This window comes from Aeromonas sp. MdU4 (assembly GCF_041929505.1).
In the GTDB taxonomy this organism is placed as follows: domain Bacteria; phylum Pseudomonadota; class Gammaproteobacteria; order Enterobacterales; family Aeromonadaceae; genus Aeromonas.
Map to the genome: position 1 here is coordinate 183,603 of NZ_JBHFMW010000006.1, position 24,600 is coordinate 208,202.

25 protein-coding genes are annotated in these 24,600 nt (G+C 60.5%); 10 read left to right on the plus strand and 15 right to left on the minus strand.

What is annotated here, in order from left to right; translation table 11 throughout:
• Nucleotides 1-64: 64 nt before the first annotated feature.
• From ACE1BR_RS04500 to ACE1BR_RS04545, 10 genes are all read right to left on the minus strand, one after another.
• A complete protein-coding gene (locus ACE1BR_RS04500; protein WP_374867987.1) occupies nucleotides 65-901 on the minus strand; it encodes a transporter substrate-binding domain-containing protein in 837 nt (278 codons plus the stop codon).
• Nucleotides 898-1,659 (minus strand): amino acid ABC transporter ATP-binding protein, encoded by a 762-nt coding sequence (locus tag ACE1BR_RS04505; RefSeq protein WP_374867989.1) that lies wholly within the window; start codon nucleotides 1,657-1,659, stop codon nucleotides 898-900. The genes ACE1BR_RS04500 and ACE1BR_RS04505 overlap by 4 nt, the downstream gene beginning before the upstream one ends.
• A complete protein-coding gene (locus tag ACE1BR_RS04510; RefSeq protein WP_374867991.1) occupies nucleotides 1,656-2,318 on the minus strand; it encodes an amino acid ABC transporter permease in 663 nt (220 codons plus the stop codon). Before ACE1BR_RS04510 ends, ACE1BR_RS04505 begins: the two co-directional genes overlap by 4 nt.
• Before the next feature lie 92 nt (nucleotides 2,319-2,410).
• Nucleotides 2,411-3,076, minus strand: a complete 666-nt coding sequence (locus ACE1BR_RS04515) for an amino acid ABC transporter permease (protein WP_374867993.1) — start codon at nucleotides 3,074-3,076, stop codon at nucleotides 2,411-2,413.
• A 339-nt stretch (nucleotides 3,077-3,415) separates the two neighbouring features.
• A complete protein-coding gene (cbl, locus tag ACE1BR_RS04520; protein WP_374867995.1) occupies nucleotides 3,416-4,363 on the minus strand; it encodes an HTH-type transcriptional regulator Cbl in 948 nt (315 codons plus the stop codon).
• A 121-nt stretch (nucleotides 4,364-4,484) separates the two neighbouring features.
• Nucleotides 4,485-5,552, minus strand: a complete 1,068-nt coding sequence (locus tag ACE1BR_RS04525; protein WP_374867997.1) for a sulfate/molybdate ABC transporter ATP-binding protein — start codon at nucleotides 5,550-5,552, stop codon at nucleotides 4,485-4,487.
• A 22-nt stretch (nucleotides 5,553-5,574) separates the two neighbouring features.
• Complete coding sequence (gene cysW, locus ACE1BR_RS04530) at nucleotides 5,575-6,465, minus strand: sulfate ABC transporter permease subunit CysW (RefSeq protein ID WP_374867999.1); 891 nt, start codon at nucleotides 6,463-6,465, stop codon at nucleotides 5,575-5,577.
• On the minus strand, nucleotides 6,462-7,301 hold the full coding sequence (cysT, locus tag ACE1BR_RS04535; RefSeq protein ID WP_374868001.1) for a sulfate ABC transporter permease subunit CysT: 840 nt from the start codon (nucleotides 7,299-7,301) through the stop codon (nucleotides 6,462-6,464). Before cysT ends, cysW begins: the two co-directional genes overlap by 4 nt.
• A 262-nt stretch (nucleotides 7,302-7,563) precedes the next feature.
• Entirely contained in the window at nucleotides 7,564-8,139 is a 576-nt protein-coding gene (locus ACE1BR_RS04540; RefSeq protein ID WP_374868003.1) for an RBBP9/YdeN family alpha/beta hydrolase, read from the minus strand.
• 62 nt (nucleotides 8,140-8,201) lie between these two features.
• Nucleotides 8,202-9,203, minus strand: a complete 1,002-nt coding sequence (locus tag ACE1BR_RS04545) for a sulfate ABC transporter substrate-binding protein (protein WP_374868005.1) — start codon at nucleotides 9,201-9,203, stop codon at nucleotides 8,202-8,204.
• Between the two features lie 217 nt (nucleotides 9,204-9,420).
• Between ACE1BR_RS04545 and ACE1BR_RS04550 the strand changes: the two genes are divergently transcribed.
• The 4 genes from ACE1BR_RS04550 (at nucleotide 9,421) to ACE1BR_RS04565 (ending at nucleotide 12,035) form a co-directional block, all read left to right on the plus strand.
• Nucleotides 9,421-10,683 (plus strand): MgtC/SapB family protein, encoded by a 1,263-nt coding sequence (locus ACE1BR_RS04550; RefSeq protein ID WP_374868007.1) that lies wholly within the window; start codon nucleotides 9,421-9,423, stop codon nucleotides 10,681-10,683.
• 86 nt (nucleotides 10,684-10,769) lie between these two features.
• Nucleotides 10,770-11,360, plus strand: coding sequence for a sugar O-acetyltransferase (locus ACE1BR_RS04555; protein WP_374868009.1), 591 nt, complete (start codon nucleotides 10,770-10,772; stop codon nucleotides 11,358-11,360).
• Nucleotides 11,357-11,695: a DUF1294 domain-containing protein gene (locus ACE1BR_RS04560; protein WP_374868011.1), complete on the plus strand. Its 339-nt coding sequence runs from the start codon at nucleotides 11,357-11,359 to the stop codon at nucleotides 11,693-11,695. Before ACE1BR_RS04555 ends, ACE1BR_RS04560 begins: the two co-directional genes overlap by 4 nt.
• 127 nt (nucleotides 11,696-11,822) lie before the next feature.
• Nucleotides 11,823-12,035 carry a hypothetical protein gene (locus ACE1BR_RS04565; protein WP_374868013.1) on the plus strand — a complete coding sequence of 71 codons (213 nt, stop codon included), beginning with the start codon at nucleotides 11,823-11,825 and terminating at the stop codon, nucleotides 12,033-12,035.
• A gap of 67 nt (nucleotides 12,036-12,102) precedes the next feature.
• On the opposite strand, the gene yrfG is transcribed toward ACE1BR_RS04565, so the two are convergent.
• On the minus strand, nucleotides 12,103-12,771 hold the full coding sequence (gene yrfG, locus ACE1BR_RS04570; RefSeq protein WP_374868015.1) for a GMP/IMP nucleotidase: 669 nt from the start codon (nucleotides 12,769-12,771) through the stop codon (nucleotides 12,103-12,105).
• Nucleotides 12,772-12,917: 146 nt separating this feature from the next.
• On the opposite strand from yrfG, the gene nudE reads away from it, so the two are divergent.
• From nudE to ACE1BR_RS04585, 3 genes are all read left to right on the plus strand, one after another.
• The gene (nudE, locus tag ACE1BR_RS04575; RefSeq protein WP_374868017.1) at nucleotides 12,918-13,526 is read left to right on the plus strand and encodes an ADP compounds hydrolase NudE; all 609 of its coding nucleotides are present in this window, start codon (nucleotides 12,918-12,920) and stop codon (nucleotides 13,524-13,526) included.
• A 35-nt stretch (nucleotides 13,527-13,561) separates the two neighbouring features.
• The gene (cysQ, locus tag ACE1BR_RS04580) at nucleotides 13,562-14,374 is read left to right on the plus strand and encodes a 3'(2'),5'-bisphosphate nucleotidase CysQ (protein ID WP_374868019.1); all 813 of its coding nucleotides are present in this window, start codon (nucleotides 13,562-13,564) and stop codon (nucleotides 14,372-14,374) included.
• A gap of 415 nt (nucleotides 14,375-14,789) precedes the next feature.
• Entirely contained in the window at nucleotides 14,790-16,061 is a 1,272-nt protein-coding gene (locus ACE1BR_RS04585; protein ID WP_374868021.1) for an aromatic amino acid transport family protein, read from the plus strand.
• Between the two features lie 75 nt (nucleotides 16,062-16,136).
• On the opposite strand, the gene metJ is transcribed toward ACE1BR_RS04585, so the two are convergent.
• Entirely contained in the window at nucleotides 16,137-16,460 is a 324-nt protein-coding gene (gene metJ / locus ACE1BR_RS04590) for a met regulon transcriptional regulator MetJ (RefSeq protein WP_005340251.1), read from the minus strand.
• 220 nt (nucleotides 16,461-16,680) lie between these two features.
• Between metJ and metB the strand changes: the two genes are divergently transcribed.
• Together metB and ACE1BR_RS04600 are read left to right on the plus strand one after the other, a co-directional pair.
• Nucleotides 16,681-17,853, plus strand: coding sequence for a cystathionine gamma-synthase (gene metB / locus ACE1BR_RS04595; RefSeq protein WP_374868023.1), 1,173 nt, complete (start codon nucleotides 16,681-16,683; stop codon nucleotides 17,851-17,853).
• A complete protein-coding gene (locus ACE1BR_RS04600; protein WP_374868025.1) occupies nucleotides 17,853-20,309 on the plus strand; it encodes a bifunctional aspartate kinase/homoserine dehydrogenase II in 2,457 nt (818 codons plus the stop codon). Before metB ends, ACE1BR_RS04600 begins: the two co-directional genes overlap by 1 nt.
• Before the next feature lie 163 nt (nucleotides 20,310-20,472).
• Here ACE1BR_RS04600 and ACE1BR_RS04605 read toward each other — a convergent pair whose 3' ends face one another.
• Nucleotides 20,473-21,738 (minus strand): inorganic phosphate transporter, encoded by a 1,266-nt coding sequence (locus ACE1BR_RS04605; RefSeq protein WP_374868027.1) that lies wholly within the window; start codon nucleotides 21,736-21,738, stop codon nucleotides 20,473-20,475.
• Nucleotides 21,739-21,763: 25 nt separating this feature from the next.
• Nucleotides 21,764-22,444: a TIGR00153 family protein gene (locus tag ACE1BR_RS04610; RefSeq protein ID WP_374868029.1), complete on the minus strand. Its 681-nt coding sequence runs from the start codon at nucleotides 22,442-22,444 to the stop codon at nucleotides 21,764-21,766.
• Between the two features lie 169 nt (nucleotides 22,445-22,613).
• On the opposite strand from ACE1BR_RS04610, the gene ACE1BR_RS04615 reads away from it, so the two are divergent.
• The gene (locus ACE1BR_RS04615; RefSeq protein WP_374868031.1) at nucleotides 22,614-23,582 is read left to right on the plus strand and encodes an inorganic triphosphatase; all 969 of its coding nucleotides are present in this window, start codon (nucleotides 22,614-22,616) and stop codon (nucleotides 23,580-23,582) included.
• Between the two features lie 82 nt (nucleotides 23,583-23,664).
• Here ACE1BR_RS04615 and dapA read toward each other — a convergent pair whose 3' ends face one another.
• Nucleotides 23,665-24,537, minus strand: a complete 873-nt coding sequence (dapA, locus tag ACE1BR_RS04620) for a 4-hydroxy-tetrahydrodipicolinate synthase (protein WP_374868033.1) — start codon at nucleotides 24,535-24,537, stop codon at nucleotides 23,665-23,667.
• Nucleotides 24,538-24,600: the final 63 nt, after the last annotated feature.

The window sequence follows — 24,600 nt, forward strand, 5'->3', positions numbered from 1 at the left end:
GGTTGGCAGACCAACGGAGTCCGGTGTTCATTCTTCCCTCACAGCACACTCTTCACGACAGGGCTTATCCCTGCCATTTTCCCCCTTCCACGATCACGTCATTGGGATCGGTGTCGGCGCTTAAGCGATCGCGCACATACTGGTCATAGAGCTTGAGCAGGTACTTCTCTTCCCCCAGTTTGGCGAGACGGCCATTGACCCAGTCACGCAGCTCGATATTGCCCTTCTTCACCGCCGGGGCTATGGGATCTTCCGAACCCAGCTTCTCTGGCAGCACCCGGTAGCCCGGGTTCTCCTTGGCCCAGCTGAACAGCACCAGATTGTCTTGGGCATAGGCATCGCCGCGCCCTTGGGCCAGCGCTTGCAGGGATTCGGTATTCTTCTCGAACTTGAGCACCTTCCACTCCGGATGATTGCGAGTCAGCCAGATATCGGCCGTGGTACCGGTGGTGACGATCAGGGTCTTGCTGGCCAGATCGTCGAGTTTCTTGGCCGGGCTCCCTTCCGGCACCAGCACCTGTACCGCCACTCGCAGGTTCGGGTTGGTGAAGTCCACCACCTCGCGCCGCTCCGGAGTCACCGTCATATTGGCGAGGATCAGATCCACCTTGTCGCTCTGCAGGAAGGGGATGCGACTGGCGGGCTCCACCGCCACAAACTCGATCTTGTTCTCGTCCCCCAGCAGGTCCTTGGCAAAACGGCGGCCGAGATCCGTGTCGAATCCGACATAACGCCCCTTCTCATCGACGTAGCCAAAGGGAGGCTTGTCGGTGAAAACGCCGACGATGAGCTTGTCACGCTCCTTGATCTTGGCCAGGGAACCATCCGCCGCATGGGCAGCGCCGCTGGCGAGACCCAGCCCTAATAAGGCACTAAACAGAACCGAGGTGATTTTTTTCATGCTGACTCCTTTCGTTTGATGACATCGATATAAGAAAACTTGGCGAGGAACTGACGTGCTCGCTGGCTCCTGGGATTGTCGAAGAATTGATGGGGGGCGGCCTGCTCCAGAATGTGGCCGCCATCCATGAAGACGATGCGATCCGCCACTGCCCGGGCGAAGGCCAGCTCGTGGGTAACGATGAGCAGGGTCATGCCGCTACCGGCAAGATCACGGATCACCTCCAGCACCTCCTGCACCATCTCGGGGTCGAGGGCGGCGGTCACTTCGTCAAACAGCATCACCTGCGGGTTCATGCACAGCGCCCGCACGATGGCGATGCGTTGCTGCTGGCCGCCCGAGAGCTGGCGCGGATAGTCGTGACGCCGCTCCCACAGACCGATGCGGGTCAACAGCTGCTCGGCTTGCAGCAGCGCCTCTGCCCGCTCCCGCTTTTGCACCTGCAGGGGACCAAGCAGTACGTTTTCCTGCACCGTCAGGTTGGGGAAGAGGTGGTAGCTCTGGAACACCATGCCGATGCGCTGGCGCACTCGTTGCCAGTCGGTAGCGCCATCCAGCAACACGCCGTCGAAGCGGATCTCGCCCCCCTGAATGGGCTCGAGCCCGTTGAGGGTGCGCAGCAAGGTGCTCTTGCCGCAGCCACTCGGCCCCAGAATGACGATCACCTCGCCAGTCTGGACGTTGAGATTGACCCGCTCCAGCACCCGATTTGAGCCGAATTGTTTGCTGACAGAACTGAGTTCAAGCAGAGGTGTCATACCGCATTACCCCATTTTTGCTCCAGCCGGCGCGAGGCAAGCGAGAGCGGATAGCAGACCAGGAAAAAGAACAGAAACAACAGACCGTAGATAAGCACCGAGGCATAGGTGCGCTCGATGATCTGCTGGCCCACCTTGATCACCTCCACCACCCCGATCAATACCGCCAGCGAACTGGTCTTGATGATGCGGGTGTAGATGTTGATGGTCGGCGGCGTCAGGCGCTGCAGTGCCTGGGGCAGCAGCACGTGGCGATAGAGCTGCCAGGTCGAGAGCCCGAGCGCCAGCCCTGCTTCCTGCTGACCACGAGCCAGCGACCCCAAACCACCGCGCACCACCTCCCCCACCTCACTGGCGCCCCACAGGGCAAGTACCAGCACGGCGCACCAGAAGGCTGGAATATCGAGGCTGAAAAAGATCGGCAAGCCGAAGAAAAAGAGATAAAGCCACACCAGCACCGGCACCACTCGAAACAGCTCGAGATAGAGACGCAGCAGCCCCCGCACCAATCGGCCCCCCTGTTGCGCCAACACGCCGTAAGCGACACCACCGAGAGTGGCAAACAGAATGGCGAGCAGCGAGATGGCGAGGGTCTGGCCTGCCCCCACCGCCAGCAGTGGCAACGCTTGTGCCAATAACTCAGTAACCGGCGTGACCATACTGCGCCCTCCTTTCCAAGGTTCGCGGGGTCTGTGATGACGATGTCATGGCACTCTGCACTGCCATCAGACGCCACACTGGCTCAGGCAACTCAGTGACCGAACTGACCATGTTGCAGCCTCCTTTCAACGACTCGCAGAGCAAGCGACAGCGGCAGGAAGATCAGCACGCACATCAATGTCAGTACCGCCAGCATCTCGTAAGTCTTGTAGTAGAGGGCGATGTAATTCTTGGTGGTGTAGAGCAGTTCGGGCACCGCCACTGCCGAGGCCACCGTGGTCTCCTTGAGCAGGAAGATAAAATTGGCAAACAGCGCTGGCAGGCTGGCGAGCCAGGCTTGGGGCAGTTGCACGTGGCGCAGCAGTTGCCAACGGGATAGGCCGATGGCCCGGCCAGCCTCCAGCTGACTGGCAGGCACGGCCTGAATGCCTGCACGCAGCGCTTCGGTCAGATAACCACCACCGAGGAAGGTCATGGCGGTCACCGCGGTGGCAAACCCGGAGAGCGACAAGCCCAGCGCAGGCAGCCCGAAATAGAGAAAGAACAGCTGGATCAGCAGCGGCGTGTTGCGGGCCAGCTCGACATACGCCCGGATCAGGGCGCTGAGCGGCGGCTTGTGCAGGCTCAGCAGCACCACATTGATCAGGGCAACCGCCAGCGACGTCAGGATCACGATGGTTCCCAGTTGCAAGGTGACCCAGACCGACTTGCCGAAGGCGGGCAGCGTCGTGAGGATGAAGGGCAGATCCAGATTCATGCCGGGATCCTCCCGCCACGCTGCAAGCGCAGGAGGGGCGCACCGGCCCGACTCAGTTGCCAGGGCTGGTCGGCATCATGGATCTCTCCACTCTTGCTGCAACTCAGATGTGATAGGTAGCTATACGGCATGCTTTATCCTGAATGGATCGACGTTGGTCAGTCACTTATTCCATCATGTGACGCAAGTGCCAGATAACAAACGAAATAAAGTGGCAAAGTTAAGTGAAAAAATTCATATGGAGCCGTACCAGCGTACCTGATTGCGATCAGCACCACCCGTTCGGCCAGTAACAACAAGGGGAGCCAATGGCTCCCCTTGTTGTTACCCGTTACTGACTCAAATCTGGAAATCGATGGCAGGCTCACTGCCCATGGCGCGAGCTTGAATATCCGCCAGCGCCAGCTCGGGGTTGCAGAGCTGGATAAACTGCCAAGCAAAGTTGTGATGGAACTGCCCCTGCTTGAGCCCGATCCAGGCGGTATGGGGGGCAAACAGATGGCTGCCATCGAGCTGCACCAGCCCCTGATCGCGCTGGGAGTCGAACGCCATGTCGGCCAGAATGCCGACCCCCATCTCCAGCTCGACATAGGTTTTGATCACGTCGGAGTCCTGTGCCGTTAACAGGATCTGGGGGGTGATACCCGCCTCGGCAAAGGCCTCATCGACCCGTGCCCGCCCGGTCAACCCCGCCTGATAGGTAATGATGGGCCAGTTGGCCAACGCCGCCAGGGTAAGCTCGCTCTCGCTGGCGAGGGGGTGCTGCTCGGGCACCACGATATTGTGGTGCCAGCGATAATAGGGAAATGCCACCACCCCTTCGCTCTTGTCGAGCTGCTCGCTGCTGATGCCGATATCCACCTCACCGCTCTGCACCAGCCGCACTATCTCCTCCGGACTGCCCTGACGCAGCTCCAGCTGTACCAGCGGAAACTGCTCGCGAAACGCCTTCACCACCCGCGGCAGCGCATAGCGCGCCTGGGTATGGGTGGTCGCCACCAGCAAACGACCCGAATCGCGGTTGGCAAAGGTGCTCGCCAACTTGCGGATGTTGCTGGCGTCGCCCAGGATGCGCTCGGCAATAACCAGCAGCTCCTTGCCCGGCTCGGTCATCCCGAGCAGCCGCTTGCCATAGCGAATGAACAGCTCTATCCCCAGCTCCTCTTCCAGCTCGCGGATATGGCGGCTGACTCCGGACTGGGAGGTAAACAGGGCATTGGCCACCTCGGTCAGGTTGTAATCCCGCCGCGCCGCCTCGCGGATAATGCGTAACTGCTGAAAATTCACCTTGTCGCCTCCTGCGAAGAGTGACGACAAGGCTCCGTCGCCACTCTCTTTTTTTGTTATATGGCCGGACATGGCCGGCTGACAACCTGAACCGGGCGGCCATACCACCCGCAAAATGCCATCAAATCTGGTAATCGGGATAGAACTGCGCCTGTCTGGCCACTAGCCTCACCCCCTGCCCCGGAGCAAACAGTTTGGCCGCCTCTTTGGTCAGCTCCGCCTCGTAGTGGGCCCCTTTGGTTTCGCCATCGCCACGCAACTCCACCCGGATGCGTGGCCCCATGGGCAGCAGGCGGGTAATAGTGGCACGGATCCCGCCGGTCGCATCGGCTGGCAGGATCTCCAGCTCATGGGGACGCACATAGGCAATGGCGGCACTGCCGTGGGCCAGATGGGAAGCCGACGGGCCACCGAGCAGTTGCTCGCCGATGCCGAACCCCTGCTCGGCCACCCGACCGCGGAACTGGTTCACGCTGCCGAGGAAACTGTGAACGAAGGAGCTGGCTGGCTGGTCGTAGACTTCGGCCGGGGTGCCGATCTGCTCGACCCGTCCGGCATTCATCAGCACCACCCGATCCGCCACCTCCAGCGCCTCCTCCTGATCGTGGGTGACGAACAGGCTGGTGACATGCAGCTCGTCGTGCAGCTCGCGCAGCCAGCGGCGCAGCTCCTTGCGCACCTGAGCATCGAGGGCGCCGAAGGGCTCGTCCAGCAATAGCACCTTGGGCTGCACCGCCAGCGCGCGGGCCAACGCAACCCGCTGGCGCTGACCGCCTGAAAGCTGGGTCGGATAGCGCTCGGCCACGTGGCTGAGCTGCACCAGATCCAGCAGCTCCTTGACCCGGGTGCGGATCGCCGCCTCGGCCGGGCGCTCGCTGCGCGGCTTGACCCTAAGGCCGAATGCCACGTTTTCGAACACCGTCATGTGGCGAAACAGGGCGTAGTGCTGGAACACGAAGCCGACGTTGCGCTCGCGCACATGCAGGTCGGAGGCATCCTCACCACGAATGATGACGCTGCCGCTGTCGGCCTGCTCCAGTCCGGCGATGATCCGCAGCAACGTGGTCTTGCCACAGCCGGAGGGGCCAAGCAGCGCCACCAGCTCACCGTCGTGAAAGTCGAGGTTGATGTCTGCCAGCGCCGCGTACTGATTGAAATGCTTGTTGAGTTGTTGAACCTGAATGCTCATGGCTGCCTCTTTAAAACGGTGATCAGTGAGATTTGGTGGGCTGGGCACGCAGCCGGGCCAACAGGGTTTCACCCAGCAGGGTGAAGATCCCGAACAGAGCCAGCAGGCTGGCCACCGCGAAGGCGGCACCGGTCTGGTACTCGTTGTAGAGGATCTCGATATGCAGCGGCAGGGTATTGGTCTGGCCGCGAATATGGCCGGAAACCACCGACACGGCGCCAAACTCCCCCACCGCGCGGGCGGTACAGAGCAACAGGCCATACATCAGGCTCCAGCGGATGCCGGGCAGGGTGACGCGCCAGAACATCTGCAGGCCGCTCGCCCCCAGCATGATGGCCGCCTCCTCCTCTTCCGGGCCGCGCGCCTCCATCTGGGGCAGCAGCTCGCGCACCACGAAGGGCACGGTAATGAAGGTGGTGGCCAGAATGATCCCCGGGGTGGCGAAGATGATCTTGATGTCGTGTTCGCTCAGCCAGTCACCAAACCAGCCGCGACTGCCAAACAGCAGCACCAGCATCAAACCTGCGATCACCGGCGACACCGAAAACGGCAGATCGATGACGGTGATAAGCAGCTGCCGACCGGGGAAGCGGAAACGGGCGATGGCCCAGGCCGCTGCAATCCCGAACAGCAGGTTGAGGGGAACGGCGCAGAGCGTAACCAGTGCGGTAAGACCGAGGGCACTCAGGGCATCCGGCTCGCTGATGGCGTGCCAGAAAAAGGCGAGACCCGGGGTCAGCGCCTGAATAAAGACGGTGGCCAACGGCAGCAGCAGCAGGGCAGCAAACCAGCCCAACCCGACCGTGATGAGCAGCCACTTGACCCACTGGGGCTCGCGGATCACGACCGGAGCCTTGCGAACGGGGGCCGCCTCCACAGGGGCGACTTCCAGGGCGAGTGTCGATGCGTTCATATCCGGCTCCCTCCGATACGAGACCAGCTCCAGGCCTGCAACTTGTTGATTAGCAGTAACAAAATGAATGAAATCAGCAGCATCACCACGGCGATGGCGGAAGCGCCGGCGTAGTCGTACTCCTCCAGGTGGCTCATGATCATCAGCGGCGCGATTTCCGAGACCATCGGCAGGTTGCCTGCAATGAAGATGACCGAACCGTACTCCCCCACCGCTCGGGCAAATGCCAGGGCAAACCCGGTGAGCAGGGCAGGCACCAGAGTTGGCCACAGCACCCGCAGGAAGGTCTGCCAGCGATCGGCGCCGAGGCTGGCGGCGGCCTCTTCCTGCTCGCTCTCCGCTTCCCGCAGCACCGGCTGCAGGGTACGCACCACAAAGGGCAATCCGATAAAGGTGAGCGCAATCACCACGCCGATGGGGTTGTAGGCGAGCTGGATGCCGAGCGGTGCCAGCAGCTGACCGATCCAGCCGTTGGGAGCAAATATGGCGCACAGGGCGATGCCAGAAACAGCTGTCGGCATGGCAAACGGCAGGTCGATGAGGGCATCCACCAATCGGCGACCGGGGAAGCTGTAGCGCACCAGGATCCAAGCCAGGATCAGGCCAAACAGGCTGTTGAGCAGCGCCGCGACAAAGGCCGCACCGAAGCTCAGGCGAAAGGAGGCGAGTACCCGCGGCGAGCCGATCACCTGCCAGAACTCGGCGGCACTCAGGTTGTTCACGGCGAACAGCACCAGCGCCGAGAGCGGCAGCAACACCAGCACGCCCAGATAGAGCAGTGTGAAGCCGAGGGTCGGGCCAAATCCCGGCAGAACTGAGTAAGAACCAAATCGCATAACGATTCCATTTGTTATGAAAAACATCGGATGTAGCGATTCTGCTCACTCTCCTTTTAAGCAACAAACATCAATTGCGACTTTGCTAATTACTTTTTTGTCTAACAACGGTGGGATAAGGCTTTTAGAGCGTTCCAAATAAAAAAAGGTCTTTTATATAAATAAAAGACCTAAGAAATGGAGCAATGCGGAGCGCAACATTCAAAGAGCAGGGCATGGAGCAATAAACGAAACACGCATGCTCCAACCACGTCATAAATCACTAGCAAAAACCTATCGCGACTTGCCGGGACAATGCTGCAGCCAGTGGAGCCACCACCAGCTCGCCACGGCGATAAAGCGCGCCCAGCAGGTTCAGGCCCTGATGCCAGTCTCCATGACCAGACTGGGCATTGATATGGCCAGCGTCACCGGCATCGAACAGTGGCACCTGCCACTGGCGACTCCAATATTCGGCCCGCTCAAAGCTCATCCATGGATCATTGCGACTGGCCACCAGCTGAGCCGATACCTGCAGCGGCCCGGCCAATGCCTCATCGGCAATGCCAAAGCGGGCAGGATCGGCAGGTGCCACCAGAAAGATTGAGGCGACCTTATCCGGCTGCAATCTGGCCGCCGCGATGGCAGTCAGTGCGCCGAAGGAGTGGGCCACCAGATGGACCCGGCTACGACGGCTTCTCAACTTGCTCGCCAGCTTGGCACTCCAGACTGTGAGGTCGGGTTTGTCCCATGGCAGACCCGCCATCCGCTGCCATTGGGGAAAGTGATCGTGCCAGCGGCTCTGCCAGTGATCCGGCCCACTGTTGTGCAGACCGGGAACCAGGAGGATCTTGTTCATCTTGGTGCTCCTATCGGCTGGCACAGGGGCCAGTTCAAAGATGGGGTAAGCGCTTGTCAGCCTCAGCCACCCGGTTGATAAATCAGGTCAAACAGGCCGCCCTGGGCGAAGTGTTTCTTCTGGGCCTTGTCCCAATCCCCCTCCAGATCCTTGACGGTAAAGAGGGCCAGCTGCGGGAACTGGGCGGCAGTCTCTTTCAGGATCGCCGGATTGCTTGGACGATAGTGATACTTGGCGACGATACGCTGTCCCTCGTCGGAGTAGAGGTAGTCGAGGTAAGCCTTGGCCACCGCTTCGGTGCCATGCTTCTTGGCCACCTTGTCCACCACGGCGACCGGCGGTTCTGCCAGAATGGAGACCGACGGCACCACCAGCTCGAACTTGTCACTGGCACCAGCCTGACCAAGCACCAGCAGCGCTTCGTTCTCCCACGCCAACAACACATCACCGAGACCGCGCTCGATAAAGCTGGTAGTGGCACCACGGGCCCCCGAGTCGAGCACCTTCACATTCTTGTAGAGATCGCCGACAAACTGCCTGGCCCCCTCTTCACTGCCGCTCTTCTTAAGGGCATAACCCCAGGCTGCCAGATAGTTCCAGCGCGCCCCACCGGAGGTCTTGGGGTTGGGGGTGACGATGGCGACATCCTTGCGCACCAGATCGTCCCAATCCTTGATCTGCTTGGGATTACCCTTGCGCACCAGGAAGACGATGGTGGAGGTATAGGGCGCCGCGTTGTTGGCGAGACGGCTCTGCCAGTCCGCAGCGATGAGTCCTTGCTTGGCGACGGCATTGACGTCATAAGCAAGCGCCAGCGACACCACGTCAGCCTCCAGCCCGTCCACTACGGCGCGAGCCTGCTTGCCGGAGCCACCATGAGACTGGCTCACTACCACATCGTCACCCGTTTTTGTCTTCCACTCCTTGGCAAAAGCGCTGTTGTACTCCTGGAACAGCTCGCGAGTCGGATCGTAGGAGACATTGAGCAAACGGATCTCTGCAGCATTGGCCTGGCCCAAGGCCAGCAGGGAGAGCAAAGTCAGGGCGGTCATTCGCAGTTTCATGGTGAATCTCCATATCGTTGGGTTGAGAGCAGCATGCCGTGGAGTTGTTATGCCGAGAAGAAAGAAATAGCTCTTTGCTTATCTCTTTTGCTCATATCAAGCCGATCTCTCGCCCCACAAGGGGCCAAGCTGCGACTCTGTGAGCAATGCCCCTCTGACACCTGACTGGCTGTGCCATCATGGAAGCAAGCAGCAACAGAGCGAAAAGGAAGACGCTATGTGGATCAATGCTGAACCGGTCAATGGCGCCCTGGTCTCACTGGCCATCGGCCTTATCATCGGACTGGAGCGGGGCTGGCAGGTACGCCAGTTGGGGGATAACCAGCGTATCGCCGGGATGCGTACCTACGGCCTTATCGGCCTGCTCGGCGGAGTCTGCGCCCTGCTGCTGCCGAGCCTTGGCCCCTGGCTGCCGCTGCTCGGCCTGCTGGCGGTGGTGACGGGCTGTGGCCTCTCGGTCTGGCTGGCCCAGCACTGGCAGGGGGAGTTCGGCCTCACCAGCTCGGTGGCCATGCTGCTTACCTACCTGCTCGGCCTGATGTCGGTACTGCTGAGCCCGAGCGAGGCGGTGGCCTGCGCCGTGCTGGCAGCACTCCTGATGGGACTGAAAGGGCAGATCCAGCAGGGGATGCTGTTTCTGAGCGAAACCGAGTTTCACGCCACCCTGCGGTTTCTGCTCATCTCGCTGGTGCTGCTGCCGGTACTGCCCAACGAAGAGATGGGCCCGCTTGATGCCTTCAACCCCTTCAAAATCTGGCTGATGGTGGTGGTGATCGCCGGTATCTCGTTCTGTGGCCACTTCGCAGTGCGGCTACTCGGTACCCGCGCCGGGCTGGTGCTCACCAGCATACTGGCGGGACTGGCCTCCTCCACCGCCCTCACCCTGCAGTTTGCCCGCCTCAACAAGGAGCAGGGAGGGCTTGAACGGCTGCTGGCCACCGGCATCCTGCTGGCGGGAGCTACCATGTGGCTACGCCTGCTGGTGCTGGTACTGCTCATCCACAGCGAGCTGGCGATGCGCCTCGCCGCCCCCCTGTTGCTACTGGCCGCTACCGTCTACGGCTGCGCCTTCTGGTTCTGGCGCCAGCGCGAGGAGCTGACCGACGGTCCGGTGCAACCGGAGACCAGCAACCCCCTCGATCTGGCCACCGCCATCAAGTTCGGCCTGCTGCTGGCGCTGATCGGCTTCATGGCCACTCTGCTGCAGAGCAAGGTGGGCAACTCCGGGGTCTATCTGCTGGCGCTGGTGTCGGGCATCACCGACGTGGACGCCATTACCTTGTCACTCTCCCAGCTCTCCCACAAGGAGCTGGCGCTGGAGGTGGCGGCTCGCGGCATCCTGCTGGCCGGGCTGGTCAACTCGCTGGTGAAAGGAGTACTGGCGCTGGTGATAGGCGGCCGTAGTCTGGGGCTGCGGGTATTGTTGCCCTACTTCGTCTCGGCCCTGCTGATCCTGCCCCTCATCTGGCCTGCGGGTTGACCGGGTGCACCTGCAAAAAGTGACAGACTGACGACGACCCTGACAGTCACGTATACTGCCCTCTCTTGCAGCATGAGGAGGTAGCAATGGCGAGCGACTGGGACAAGGTACTGGCTGGCGGGGCACTGGACAGCCAGAGCGAGGAGATAGCCAACGACCGGATCCGCGGTCAGGCGCTGCTGGCCCGGCTCAATGGTTCACCGGCTGGCGATACGCCGCTACGCCAGCAGATCTGCCGCGAACTCTTTGGCCACTGCCCCGACTCCTGCTGGATCAGCACACCGTTCACCTGCGAGTTTGGCCGCAACATCCATATCGGCGAGAAGACCTTCTTCAACTTTAACGTCACCATTCTCGATGTGGGCGAAGTACATATCGGCAGCCATGTGCTGCTGGCCCCCAACGTGCAGATCTACACCGCCACCCACACCATGAACTATCTGGATCGGCGCAACTGGACTGCCTACAACAAACCGGTACGGATCGGTGACGACTGCTGGATTGGTGGCGGTGCCATCATCTGTCCCGGCGTCACCATAGGGCCGCGATCCATCATCGGCGCAGGCGCCGTGGTGACCCGAAATATCCCGGCCGACTCGGTGGCGGTGGGTAATCCGGCCAAGGTGATCCGCACTCTCAAGCAGGATGAGGAGCGCTGCTGGGAGCTGGCCCAATGATGGCGCTGGCACTGCTGCCACTGGGTGCAGCCCTCTGGCTCGGGCTCGACGGCCAGCAGTGGTGGCCGCTGGCCATGTTGCTAACTATGAGCCTGCTCACGGTGGCCGCCTACGCCTGGGACAAGCGGCAGGCGGTGCGCGGGCAGTGGCGCATCCCCGAATCCCGCCTTCATCTGCTGGAGCTGTGCGGTGGCTGGCCGGGCGCTCTGGTGGCCCGCCAGTGGCTGCGCCACAAGACCCAGAAGCGCAGCTACCGGCTGGTCTTCTGGTTTATCGTGCTGCTGCACTTGACCCTGTGGGCGCTCTGGGTCGGACGACCACTCTGGCAGCAATAGCCAACCGCATCACAAAGGCGCAACGAGCCCCATTGCGGCCAATTGGCGGCTATGAGAAAACAGAGCTGATCCATCAGCGTTTTCGCCGTTTATGACGACCATATTGATAACGACAAGGAGTCGTGACATGACCATGTGGACAGGCATAGTCCTGATCGTATTTATCAGCGTATTGTTCGGATATCTCGGCAAACGGGCCCGCTACCAGATGGGGGATGCCCGCATCACCGACCGCCTCGGCAAGCAGGATCTGATCATCAAGGAGCTGCAGGAGCGGGTCGCCAATCTGGAGGCGATCGTCATCGAAGAGGAGAAGCGGCGCCCGTTCCGGGAGCTGTGATTTTTCACCGCCAGGTTTCAGATAAGGAAAGGGCTGCATCATGCAGCCCTCTCTCGTTTGAACAGATTCAGATGGCCAGCGGCAGCAGTTCGGCATAGTCGCGGATCGCCGGGAAATCGGTGATGTTCTGCTCCGGCTTGCAGCTATCCGGATTCTGGATCGCCAACTGATAGCCAATGCCATAGTCAGCAGCGGCACGCAGGATCCGCTCGCTATCATCCACAAACAGGGTGCGGGCCGGATCGAATGCCAGCCGCTGTGCCAACGCCTGCCAACAGTGCTGACTCTCCTTCGACCAGCCCAGCTCATGGGTGCTTACCATCAGATCAAGATGGCCAGCCAAACCCAGCTTTGCATCCTTCACCGAAAGGCTGGCGGGGTGAGCATTGGTAAAGAGCACCAGTTGCTTGCCCGCAGCCCGCAGCGCTGCCAGAAAGGGGATGGCGTGGGGGCGCCACTGGATCTTGGCCAGCAGCTCCTGCTTGAGGGCACGAATATCGAGCCCCAGAGTCTCGCTCCAATAATCCACGCAGTACCAGTTGAGGGTGCCGTTGACCGCCTGATAGTGCACCTCGATCTGCGCCTTTGCCTCATCCAGCGGCAAACCGAGCCGCTCGGCGTAACGCTCCGGTACCAGCTGCTGCCAGAGGTGGTTGTCAAAATGGAGATCGATCAGGGTGCCATCCATATCGAGCAAAACGGTATCAATCTGGTGCCAGGGTAACGAGTTGGACATGCAGCCTCTTGAATCTCGGTGTCGCGGGAAAACGGAGCGGCAGTATAGCGGATTTTTCCGCCCCCTTTCCCCTCTCTGCCCCGTGGTGTTCGGTGTGGGAGTCGTTTACTCTTGAAGCACGATTTTTTAACGAGCAATCCCCCCTGATGAGTGAGCACCACAAAAGCGCCCCCGAACAGATTTCTATTGCCCAGCTGAAGCTGGAGAAGAGCAAACCGGAGATCCTCAAGGCCGACATCGTAGCCGAGAGTCGGCTGTTCTGTGTGGAGTCCCTCCACCTCAAGTTCTCCAACGGCGAAGAGCGGGTCTACGAGCGGATGCGCGGTGGCAATCGGGGCGCCGTCATGGTGGTGCCGCTGTTCGATGAGCATACCCTGCTGCTGGTGCGCGAGTACGCCGCGGGCACTCACTCTTACGAGCTGGGCTTTCCCAAGGGGCTGATCGACCCGGGCGAGGATGCCTTCAAGGCAGGCAACCGGGAGCTGATGGAGGAGGCAGGCTTTGGCGCCAACAGCCTGACCCTGCTCAAGCAGGTGTCGCTGGCGCCTGGCTACTTCTCCAGCCGGATGGATATCCTGCTGGCTTGGGATCTCTTTCCCGAGCAGCGGATCGGCGACGAACCGGAGCCGCTCGAGGTGATCCCCTGGCCCCTCAACCGAATAGACGAATTGCTGGCTCGGCCCGACTTCACCGAGTCGCGCAGCATCAGTGCCCTGCTACTGGCCCGGAAGTGGCTGGCGGAGCAGGCAGAGTAGCCCGCACACGGGCAGTTAACACAGAGGATAACGAGATGCAGGAGTTGTTGGCCTGGGTGCCGGGGGTCAAGGAGATTGCCCGCGAAGCCGGAAGGATCCTTCACGACATCTATCACGGCGGTCAGTTCGAGCGTCAGCTGAAGGAGGATGCGACCCCGGTCACCAGTGCCGATCTTGCTGCCGATGCCTACCTCAAGCAGGCGCTCTCGGCGCTCACCCCCCACGTGCCGGTATTGACCGAAGAGGCGGCCGACATCCCCTTCAGTCAACGCGCCAACTGGCGCCAGTACTGGCTGGTGGACCCTCTCGACGGCACCGGTGAATTTATCGCTGGCAGCGGCGACTTCGCCACCCTGATCGCTCTGGTACGGGACAATGTGCCGGTGCTCGGGGTCATCTATGCTCCCGAGTCAGATGTACTCTACTGGGCAATACGTGACTATGGTGCCTTCAAAGAGGTCAATGGCGAGACCCTGCCCATCAGCGCCATGCACCACGAGCACAACCAGCCCGACTCGCTGGTAGTCGCCATCAGCCGTCGCCAGAAGCTGGAGAAGCTGACGAGCCGCCTCAATCCGGCCATCAACTACGAGCTGATCCCGCTCGGCTCCAGCTCCCTCAAATCCTGTCTGGTGGCGGAAGGGGCGGCCGACTGCTACGTGCGGCTCGGCCCCACCGGCGAGTGGGATACCGCCGCCGCTCAGTGCATCGTCGAGGCGGCCGGTGGTCGCATCCTCAGTCTGACGCTGCAGCCGCTCAGTTACAACGAAACCGAGTCACTGGAGAACCCTGACTTTATCGTGATGGGGGATCCGGATCTCGCCTGGGGCAAGATCCTGACTCATTGAGCTGAGCGCGAACACAACGCGTTTTGATGAATAAGAGGCGGCCGCATGGTCGCCTTTTTCATGGTGATATTTGCTGCCAATGTCGGCAATGAGCAGGGATATTCACTAGGAAAGCCGCATAATGACAGTGGATCATCACAATCACCGTCAGATAACCGGCATGAATTTTCATGTAATTCTACAAAGTAACATCTGGTCAAAATAAAAAATCGACATACAGTTAAATTTCGGATTTAAATTTCGCAATTTCGACACTTGTCAGCTTTACACAATTCTGTGATCCAGATTCCATTCCCAATCTCACTGGCTAAAACCCGTTATGGTAGTGATATGTTTCAGGCCCTCTTTTTGAGAATTAAATCCCAATAAATCACAATAAGCTCAGATTAAAACACTGGCAAAAAGTGAATCAGCAATGAGTTTATCTGCAGACGTTACCGGGGAGCTATCCGGTTCCCACTCCACCACCGCCAGCACCACCCGCTGGCGCCGTCATGACACCCACTGGGTCATCAGCCTGTTTGGCACCGCCGTTGGCGCTGGCATCCTGTTCCTACCCATCAACCTGGGTCTGGGCGGCATCTGGCCTCTGGCCATCGTCGCCGTGCTGGCGGGTCCCATGACCTTCCTCGCCCACCGCGGGCTGGCACGCTTCGTCCTCTCCTCTGCCCGCCCCCACGCCGACTTTACCGAAGTGGCGGAGGAGCACTTCGGCAAGATGGCTGGTCGCCTCATTTCGGCGCTCTACTTCCTCTCCATCTTCCCGATCCTGCTTATCTACGGAGTCGGGCTGACCAACACGGTGGAGAGTTTCATGATCAACCAGCTTGGCATGGCAACCCCGGATCGGGTGATGCTCTCCGGCGTGCTGGTGTTCGCCATGATCGCCGTGATGCTGGCGGGGGAAAAAGCGATGCTGCGCGCCTTCGCCGTCATGGTCTATCCGCTGGCCGCCATTCTGCTGGCCCTCTCCTGCTACCTGATTCCCCAGTGGCAGTGGCCGGAAGTGACTGCGTTTGAATGGGGCAGTTTCCTCAATACCGTTTGGCTGGCACTGCCGGTCACCGTGTTCGCCTTCAGCCACGCCGCCGCCATCTCAGGTTTTGCCAACGTGCAGCGCCGGGAATATGGCGAGCTGGCCGAAGCCAAGAGCAGCCTGATCCTGCGCAACACCACAGTGATGCTAGTGGGTTTCGTGCTGTTCTTTGTCTTCTCCTGCGTGCTGAGTCTCTCGCCCGCCCAGTTGGCCGAAGCCAAGGCCCAGAACGTCTCGGTGCTCTCTTATCTGGCCAACATCACCGATAACCCGGTGATCGTGACCTTGGGACCGCTGATCGCCTTTATCGCCATCAGCTCGTCATTCCTCGGCCACTTCCTCGGAGCCCGAGAAAGCCTGAAAAGCCTGATCGCCAAGCCCACCGGCCTGCCGCTGGCGAAGGCGGACAAGGTCGGGATCGCCCTGATGTTCTTCTCCATCTGGGGTGCCGCCGTCATCAACCCCGGCATTCTGGGGCTGATGGAGACCCTCTCCGGCCCGGTCATCGCCATGATCCTGTTCATCATGCCGGTCATTGCGATCTATAAGGTGGAGGCGCTGGCCCGCTTCCGTCATGGCTGGACCAACGGCTTTATCCTGCTGACCGGTTCGCTGGCGGTATCGGCGCTGATCTTCAGCCTGCTGAAATAACAACGGCCCCGTAAACGGGGCCGTTGAAACGACAAGAGGCGACCCGTGGGTCGCCTCTTGTTCATTGCAAATCGCTTACTCTTTGTCGAAATCTTCGATCTCTTTGCCCAGCGCTTCCATGATGGCGCGCGCCTCGGCAGGGACGCTGTCCGGCTGATCCTTGCGCAAATCTTCATCGCAAGGAAGCGGCTGACCAGTGAAGGCATGCAGGAAGGCTTCACAGAGCAGCTCGCTGTTGGTCGCATGACGCAGGTTGTTCACCTGACGACGGGTGCGCTCATCGGTCAACACCTTCAACACCTTGAGCGGGATCGAGACGGTAATCTTCTTGACCTGTTCGCTCTTCTTACCGTGTTCCGCGTAGGGGCTGACGTAGTCGCCGTTCCACTCTGTTCCCATGACTCACCTGTTCTCATTTAGCCGTGAGCACGGATTTTAACCCTTAAGGAAATTAATGGCAATCCAACAGCAAAGCCATTTAGACGTCTGGAAGTGTTGACGGCCTTTTTAAGCTGGCGTAGTGTGATTCATCATGATGCCAGCATTGGCACGATAGCGTGTGGCAAAAACCGCGTGGCAGGAAGAGTAGCCACCGTCCAGAGAGATCAAGGAGAGAAACATGACCCACAAGGCCACCCTGGCGGTTCGCACCGGGATTGAGACAGACCAGCAACACGGTGCCGTGGTGCCGCCTATCTACCTCTCCAGCAACTACACCTTTGCCGACTTTGGCGAACCCCGTCAATACGATTATGCCCGCTCCGGCAACCCGACCCGTACCAATCTGGCGGACGCGCTGGCGGCACTGGAAGGGGGTGCCGGTGCCGTGGTCACCAGCACTGGCATGGGGGCAGTCCATCTGGTTACCACCGCCCTGCTCAAGGCGGGGGATCTGCTGATCGCCCCCCACGACTGCTACGGCGGCACCTGGCGCCTGTTCGAGTATCTGGCGGCCAAGGGCCACTACCGTGTGCAGTTTGTCGATCAGGGGGATGAGGCCGCACTGGCCGCATCGCTGGCCCAGAAGCCTGCGCTGGTATGGGTCGAGACCCCCTCCAACCCGCTGCTGCGGGTGGTGGATATCAGCGCCATTGCCAGCGCCGCTCATGAGGTGGGTGCACAGGTAGTGGTGGACAACACCTTCCTCTCCCCCCTGCTGCAACAGCCACTGGCGCTTGGTGCCGATGTGGTGGTGCACTCCACCACCAAGTACATCAACGGTCACTCAGACGTGGTGGGCGGAGTGGCGATTGCCAAGGAGGCCGCACTGGCCGAATCGCTGGTGTGGTGGGCCAACTGTCTGGGGCTCACCTCCGGGGCGTTCGACTCCTACCTCACCCTGCGTGGCCTGCGCACTCTGGCCCCCAGATTGCGCGCCCATCAGGAGAACACCGATCGCATCCTCGCCTTCCTGCAGCAACAGCCGCTGGTGAAACGCATCTATCACCCCAGCCTGCCGAGCCATCCTGGTCACGACATTGCGCGCCGTCAACAGTCCGGTTTCGGCGCCATGCTAAGTTTTGAACTCGATTGCAGCGAGGCGGGTATTCGCACCTTCCTCGCGGCCCTCACCCTCTTCTCGGTGGCCGAATCCCTCGGCGGGGTGGAGAGTCTGGTGGCCCATCCGGCCAGCATGACCCACAGGGCAATGACCCCGGCCGCGCAACAAGCAGCAGGCATCAGTAACCAGCTGCTGCGGCTTTCGGTCGGTATTGAACATGGTGAAGACCTGGTGGCCGATCTGGCACAGGCTTTTGCACAGGCACAGCAGGCAGAACAGGTAGCGAAGTAATGGAACAGCAGCAACAAGGAGAGATCGCGGTGGCCACAGAAGCAGGATTGAAGCGACGTCACGTCCACAAGTTTGGTGGCAGCAGTCTGGCGGATCCGGTCTGTTATCGCCGGGTTGCCACTATCGTCGAACAACAGGTAGGCGGAGATGAGCTGATCGTGGTCTCCGCCGCGGGCAAGACCACCAACCGACTGATCCAGCTGGTGGAGCTGGCCGAAGCTGGGGATGAAGCGGCCGGTGAAGCCATCTCGGCCCTGCAGGCCTATCAACAGAGCCTGATCGACGGCCTGCTGGAGGGGGAACTGCAGCTCGATCTGAGCAAGCAGCTGGCCGATGACATGCAACTCATCGCCAAAACCCTGGAAGGGCAGTTTGACCGCTTCGCCCGCAACGGCCTGCTCGCGTTTGGCGAAGTGTGGTCGGCGCGCCTGCTGGCAGCCCTGCTCACCAGCCGCGGCGACAAGGCCATCTGGCTCGATGCCCGCAGCTTCCTGCGCGCCGAGGATGGCGCCCTAGTCAAGGTGGATACAGCCCTCTCCAGCGAGCTGCTCAAGGCGCGGCTGGCCGAACATGCCGGACGCATCGTGGTGACCGGTTTTATCGCCGCCGACATGGAGGGACGATCCCTGCTGCTCGGCCGCAACGGCTCCGATTACAGCGCCAGCCTGTTGGCCCTGCTGGCGGACGGCGAATCCACCACCATCTGGAGCGACGTGGCCGGTGTCTACAGCGCCGACCCGCGCCGGGTGAAAGAAGCTCGCTTGCTGGAGCGTCTAAGCCTCGCCGAAGCGAACGAGCTGGCCCGCCTCGGCTCCTCGGTACTCCACTCGCGCACCCTGCAACCGGTGGCCGACAGCCGCCAGCGCCTCACCCTGCGTTGCAGTTACAATCCGGATGAAGGCTGTACCCATATTCTGCGCCGTGCCCCCCGCTCCGGCGGCGCCCGCATCGTCTCTTCGGTGGATCAGATCGCCCTGATCGAGCTGAAAGTGCTGCCGCAGACCAACTTTGATCAAACGGTGGCCACCATCGAGGCTTATCTCGCCCGCCACCGTCTCAACCCGCTCACCCTGCAGCGCCAGCCGGATCGCCGGATCCTGCGACTCGCCTACACCCTCGAGGTGGCACAGGGGGCGTTCGAGCTGCTGCGGGACTTCCAGCTGCAAGGGAGCTTCACCGGCCTCATCCAGAAAGAGGGGTTCAGTCTGGTGGCGTTGGTGGGTGCTGGTGTCACCGACAACGCCGAGCAGTGTCACCGCTTCTATCAGCTGCTGGCAGATCAGCCGCTGGAGTTTGTCCAGGTGGCTCGGGATGGCCTGAGCCTGGTAGCCGTACTGCGTCAGGTGGTGCTGGAGCCGCTGCTGATCGCCCTGCATAGCGCCCTGTTCAGCCGCCCGACCCGGGTCGGACTGGTGGTGTTCGGCAAGGGCAATATCGGCGGCCACTGGCTGAGTCTCTATGCCCGTGAAAAGGCACGGCTCGAACATGAACTCAATCTGGCGCTCACCCTCTACGGGGTATTCAGCTCGGAAGGGGGCTTGCTGGATGAAGAGGGACTCAACCCCCTCAAGGTGCAGGACAACTTCAATCCCAAAGCGCTGATCTGGCCCGAACTGCTGGCCCAGTTGGAACAGCACAGCTTCGACACCCTGATCGCCATCGATTTGACCGCCAGCGAGACGGTGAGCCGCTACTATCCGGACTTTGCCCAGCTCGGCATTCACATCATCGCCGCCAACAAGTTTGCCGGTGCCGCCGACAGCGAGTTCTACCAGCGCATCAAGCAGACCTGCCGCGACCATCAGGTGCAGTGGCGCTACAACGCCACCGTTGGCGCTGGCCTGCCAATCCAGTCCAGCATCCAGATGCTGCGCCAGAGCGGCGACCGCATTCAGGGGGTCTCCGGCATCTTCTCCGGCACCCTCTCCTGGCTGTTCCAGCAGTATGACGGCAGTCGCCCCTTCTCCGAGCTGGTGGACGAGGCGTGGCAACACGGCCTGACCGAGCCGGATCCCCGCGAAGATCTCTCCGGTCAGGATGTGCGCCGCAAGCTGCTCATTCTGGCACGGGAGGCAGGCTTCGAGCTCGACTCCGCCGATATCGAGCTGGAAAACCTGGTGCCCGTCCCGCTGCGCAAGGTGACAACCGATCAGTTTATGGATCGCCTGAAAGAGCTGGATGGCCCAATCCTGACCGCCTTCGAAGGGGCCAAGCGCCTCGGCAAGGTGCTGCGCTACGTCGCTCGCTTCGAGCACGATGGCAAGGCTCGAGTAGGTCTGGAGGCGCTGGAACCGCACCACCCGTTCGCCAACCTGCTGCCGTGCGACAACATCTTCGCCATCGAGAGCGACAGCTACCGCACCAACCCGCTGGTGATTCAGGGGCCGGGGGCGGGTCGCGAAGTGACGGCTGCCGCCATCCAGTACGATCTCTGGCAGATCTGCGCCAACCTCTGATCTTTCAGAGGCAGGAGAAGGCCGCCGTCATGCCCTGTGCGATCTCTGGCAGGTCTGCGTCGGCCTCTAAGCCAGATAATGCAAAGGGAGCTGCTCTCAGCTCCCGCGTACATAAAAAAAGCCCGAGTCAGTGACTCGGGCTTTTTGCTGAATGCCGCTTCGATTAGGAGAAGCAGGCCTGCAGCACGTAGAAGATGGCGATGGCCAGAATGGCACCGGCAGGCAGGGTGATGATCCAGGAGACCACGATGTTGCGCAGTACCCCCAGATTCAGCGCCGCAATGCCGCGCGCCAAACCAACCCCCATCACCGCACCGACCAGGGTCTGGGTGGTGGAGATAGGCAGACCGGTACCGGAGGCAATCACTACGGTGGCGGCAGTCGCCAGCTGGGCGGCAAAACCACGGCTCGGAGTCAGGTGAGTGATGCCGGTACCGACAGTCGCCATCACCTTCTCGCCCATGGTGGCCAGACCGATCACGATACCGATACCGCCCAGCGGCAGAATCCACCAGGCAATGGCAGCCTGACCGGAAATCTCGCCACCAGACGCAACGATTGAGGCCACGGCAGAGAGCGGGCCAATGGCGTTGGCCACGTCGTTGGAGCCGTGGGCAAAAGCCATGGCACAGGCGGTGATCACCATCAGGATGCCGAACACCTTCTCCACGTTGGCGAAGTGCATCTTGCTGTCATCCTGCGGGTTGTATTTCTGACCGCGAATGTAGATCCAGCCAGCAAATGCCACAGCAATAGAGATGGCCACGGAGAGCATGACACCTTCGCCATCGGTCAGGTGCAGACCAACGTGAGTCAGCCCCTTCTTGATGGTTACCAGGCAGATCACCAGCGCGGTCAGGAACATGTAGAACGGCACATAGCGCTTGGCATTGTTCAGCGGATCATCGGTGTTGAAGATGAGCTTCTGCACACTGATGAACATGAAGTAGGCGATGACACCGGAGATGGCCGGGGTAATGACCCAGGAGCCGACGATACCGCCAAACTTGCTCCACTGTACCGCTTCCGGGCCAATGCTCACCACCGCAAAACCGACGATGGCGCCGATAATGGAGTGAGTGGTGGAGACCGGCCAACCGAAGTAGGAGGCGAGGATCAACCAAGCTCCTGCCGCCAGCAGGGAGGCGATCATGCCAAGCACCAGTAGATCCGGGCGATCGGCAAAGGCATTGCTGTCGATGATGCCGTTACGGATGGTGGCCGTCACTTCGCCGCCAGCCAGATAGGCACCGGCAAATTCGAAGATCATGGCAATGATGATCGCCTGACGAATGGTCAGGGATTTGGTGCCGACCGATGTGCCCATGGCGTTAGCTACGTCGTTCGCGCCAATACCCCAAGCCATCAAAAAGCCGAACAAGGCCGCCACGAGCACCAGAGTGGTGCCGTAATTCGCGATAATGTCCATTAATAGTGTTTACCCAGTCAGTCGATTACGAACGAGCCAGCATCAGTTCCAGACGGGCGCCTACACGCTCGGCCTGATCTGCCAGGTCACCTACCCATTCGAGGATCTTGTAAAGGAACATCATATCGATCGGATTGTACTTCTGCTCAACCGCTTGCAGCTGTTGGCGCAGTCCGATCTGCATGGTGTCTGTATCGTCCTCGATCAGATCCAGCTGGTGGATCATCTCGGCAACCATTTCCACTTCCCGTCCCTTGAAGCCGGTTTCGAGCAGCTCGTCGAGCTCCCCGATCGCTTTCTCGGCCTGAGCGGTCGCATCAATACAACGTTTGAGATAAGCCATGAAATCCACCCGCATTTCGGAGGGGAATTCCATGCGACGACCAAGCATGCGGCCGGAAATATCCTTGGCACGATTGGCAATCTTGTCTTGCTGGGTCAACAGCTCCAGCAGGTCGGTACGCGCAACCGGCAGGAACAGACCACGAGGCAGTTTCAGACGGATTTCACGCTTGAGGATATCCGCCTCTTTTTCCAACTGGGCTATCTGCTGCCGGATCTTCTCGGCATCTTCCCAACGGTCTTCAGCAACGGCATCAAAGAAGGGAACCAGCTGCTGGGAACATTGGTGAACCTTAACGATATGCTTCTGCAGTGGCTTGATGGGGGACTTGGCAAAAAGCCCCAAAATAGTATTTACTGGCATGGTCAAACCTGTGTCGGTGAAAAAACACTCGATACGATTTTATGAGGCGCGCATGGTAACCGAACTGCGCCATCAATAAAACCGCGAATTAACCTAGTCGTCTCGGGGGCATTATATCCCCGCGACCCGAATCCTGCCCCCCAAAGTTGCCTGCCAGCCCGGAATGACTATGCAAACTGAGATCGAGATAAAGTTTTTTGTCGCCAGCGACATTCAAACCGCGTTATCCAACCTGCTGAATTCACTTGAAATTAATGATTGCTCCCAACAGCAGCTCGGCAACATCTATTTCGATACGCCGACCCTTGCCCTGCGCCAGCTGGAGATGGGTTTACGGATCCGCCGCTGCGATGCCTTCGCCGAACAGACCATCAAATGCCGTGGCCAGGTGGTGGGCGGCTTGCACGCCAGACCCGAGTACAACGCCCCCGTCAGCGGCGCTCTGCCGACCCTCTCGGCCTTTCCCGATGAAATCTGGCCGACCCTGACCGAGCGCGACTGCATCCAGCTGCAGCTGGTCGCCCAGTTTCGTACCGACTTCCTGCGGCGCCACTGGCTGATCGCCGTCGAGAACGCCGAGATTGAACTGGCCTGGGATCAGGGGGAGATAGTCGGCAGTCAGGGCAGTACCACCATCAACGAGCTGGAACTGGAGCTCAAATCCGGCGACACCGCGGCGCTATTTGCACTGGCCCGGCGCCTCGCCAAGATCGGCGGGCTGCGCCTCGGTGCCCAATCCAAGGCGCAGCGCGGCTATCGACTGGCAGGCCTTGGCAAACCGCTGGCCCTGCAATCGCTGGTCACCAGCGAAGTGATAGATGTGGCAGCTGCCATCGCAGCCGGACTGAGTCACTGGCAGCATCACGAGCAGCTCTGGCTGGAAAATCCGCAGGACAAAACGCTTCGGCAGCAGGCATTCGCCGCCTTGTGCGAAGGAATTGCGCTGATCAAACGTCGAGCCAACGAACTGGCACAGCCGACCCCTTGGCACTCTGAGCTGGCAAGCCTGCAGCTACATCTGCAAGCAGACGCGAACTCTGATCGCCAGTGGCCCATCGAACCGGAAGACCTCTTCCTCTGCCCGGATTATGTCGAATTACAGCTGACCATCGCCGCCTGGCTGCATCACGCTGCCTGAGCGAGGCTATGTCGGTCGGAAATAAAGACCGGACAAAAAAGTCGAAAACAAAACGGGTGAGCCTTGGCTCACCCGTTTTGCATTACAGCAGATTAAGCTGCTGCATGGCGCTGCGAATGCGCTCGCGAGTTGCTTCCGACAGCGGCATCACCGGCAAGCGGCACTCCTCGCTGCAGAAACCGAGTAGGGAAGCGGCATACTTGGCACCGGCCGGGCTCGGTTCGGCAAACATCGCCTGATGGAGCGGAATCAGCTTGTCTTGCAGTTCACGCGCGGCTTGCCACTTGCCAGCCAGCGTGAGGTTCTGCACCTCGGCCACCAGCTTGGGGGCCACGTTGGCGGTCACCGAGATACAGCCCTGACCACCGCCGATGTTGTAGGCCACGGCCGTGGCATCTTCACCGGAGAGCCAGGCAAAAGGCTTTTTGATCAGCTGACGCTCGGTCCAGGGGCGGGCCAAATCGCCGGTGGCATCCTTCACCCCGGCAATGCGCGGCAGTTCGGCCAGACGGGCCAGAGTGGCGGGCTGCACGTCGACGATGGCACGCGGCGGAATGTTGTAGACAATGATCGGCTTGGCGGTGGCGTCGTGCACTGCCTTGAAGTGGTGGTAGAGACCCTCCTGATTGGGACGGTTGTAGTAGCCTGCCACATGCAGGGTGGCATCGGCGCCGACCCGCTCGGCATGGAGGGTGTATTCGATCGCCTCGACCGGATTGTTGGAACCGGCCCCGGCAATCACCGGAACGCGCCCCGCCACCTGCTTGACCACCAGCTCCACCACCCGGCAGTGTTCGTCATGGGTCAGGGTCGGGCTCTCACCTGTGGTACCTACCGGCACAATGCCGTGAGTACCCTGCTCGATATGCCACTCAACCAGGCGCAGCAGCGCCTCTTCATCCAGCTTTCCCTGTCGAAACGGGGTAATCAACGCAACGATTGAACCTTGAAACATGGGATCTCCTTCTCCTAAGTGACGTGCATATGGCAATAAAAAACCCCGGTACGATGTGCGCAA

Bases quoted from the DNA above. Each gene is read 5' to 3' on its own strand.
- nudE (WP_374868017.1), top strand. From the start codon at position 12,918: ATGAGTGAGCACCACAAAAGCGCCCCCGAACAGATTTCTATTGCCCAG.
- ACE1BR_RS04555 (WP_374868009.1), top strand. From the start codon at position 10,770: ATGGCGAGCGACTGGGACAAGGTACTGGCTGGCGGGGCACTGGACAGC.
- cysQ (WP_374868019.1), top strand. From the start codon at position 13,562: ATGCAGGAGTTGTTGGCCTGGGTGCCGGGGGTCAAGGAGATTGCCCGC.
- ACE1BR_RS04545 (WP_374868005.1), bottom strand. From the start codon at position 9,203: ATGAAACTGCGAATGACCGCCCTGACTTTGCTCTCCCTGCTGGCCTTG.
- ACE1BR_RS04500 (WP_374867987.1), bottom strand. From the start codon at position 901: ATGAAAAAAATCACCTCGGTTCTGTTTAGTGCCTTATTAGGGCTGGGT.
- ACE1BR_RS04610 (WP_374868029.1), bottom strand. From the start codon at position 22,444: ATGCCAGTAAATACTATTTTGGGGCTTTTTGCCAAGTCCCCCATCAAG.
- ACE1BR_RS04525 (WP_374867997.1), bottom strand. From the start codon at position 5,552: ATGAGCATTCAGGTTCAACAACTCAACAAGCATTTCAATCAGTACGCG.
- dapA (WP_374868033.1), bottom strand. From the start codon at position 24,537: ATGTTTCAAGGTTCAATCGTTGCGTTGATTACCCCGTTTCGACAGGGA.
- cysW (WP_374867999.1), bottom strand. From the start codon at position 6,465: ATGAACGCATCGACACTCGCCCTGGAAGTCGCCCCTGTGGAGGCGGCC.
- yrfG (WP_374868015.1), bottom strand. From the start codon at position 12,771: ATGTCCAACTCGTTACCCTGGCACCAGATTGATACCGTTTTGCTCGAT.
- ACE1BR_RS04540 (WP_374868003.1), bottom strand. From the start codon at position 8,139: ATGAACAAGATCCTCCTGGTTCCCGGTCTGCACAACAGTGGGCCGGAT.
- ACE1BR_RS04560 (WP_374868011.1), top strand. From the start codon at position 11,357: ATGATGGCGCTGGCACTGCTGCCACTGGGTGCAGCCCTCTGGCTCGGG.
- ACE1BR_RS04510 (WP_374867991.1), bottom strand. From the start codon at position 2,318: ATGGTCACGCCGGTTACTGAGTTATTGGCACAAGCGTTGCCACTGCTG.
- metJ (WP_005340251.1), bottom strand. From the start codon at position 16,460: ATGGGAACAGAGTGGAACGGCGACTACGTCAGCCCCTACGCGGAACAC.
- ACE1BR_RS04565 (WP_374868013.1), top strand. From the start codon at position 11,823: ATGACCATGTGGACAGGCATAGTCCTGATCGTATTTATCAGCGTATTG.
- ACE1BR_RS04505 (WP_374867989.1), bottom strand. From the start codon at position 1,659: ATGACACCTCTGCTTGAACTCAGTTCTGTCAGCAAACAATTCGGCTCA.
- cysT (WP_374868001.1), bottom strand. From the start codon at position 7,301: ATGCGATTTGGTTCTTACTCAGTTCTGCCGGGATTTGGCCCGACCCTC.
- ACE1BR_RS04615 (WP_374868031.1), top strand. From the start codon at position 22,614: ATGCAAACTGAGATCGAGATAAAGTTTTTTGTCGCCAGCGACATTCAA.
- ACE1BR_RS04605 (WP_374868027.1), bottom strand. From the start codon at position 21,738: ATGGACATTATCGCGAATTACGGCACCACTCTGGTGCTCGTGGCGGCC.
- ACE1BR_RS04600 (WP_374868025.1), top strand. From the start codon at position 17,853: ATGGAACAGCAGCAACAAGGAGAGATCGCGGTGGCCACAGAAGCAGGA.
- ACE1BR_RS04585 (WP_374868021.1), top strand. From the start codon at position 14,790: ATGAGTTTATCTGCAGACGTTACCGGGGAGCTATCCGGTTCCCACTCC.
- metB (WP_374868023.1), top strand. From the start codon at position 16,681: ATGACCCACAAGGCCACCCTGGCGGTTCGCACCGGGATTGAGACAGAC.
- ACE1BR_RS04550 (WP_374868007.1), top strand. From the start codon at position 9,421: ATGTGGATCAATGCTGAACCGGTCAATGGCGCCCTGGTCTCACTGGCC.
- ACE1BR_RS04515 (WP_374867993.1), bottom strand. From the start codon at position 3,076: ATGAATCTGGATCTGCCCTTCATCCTCACGACGCTGCCCGCCTTCGGC.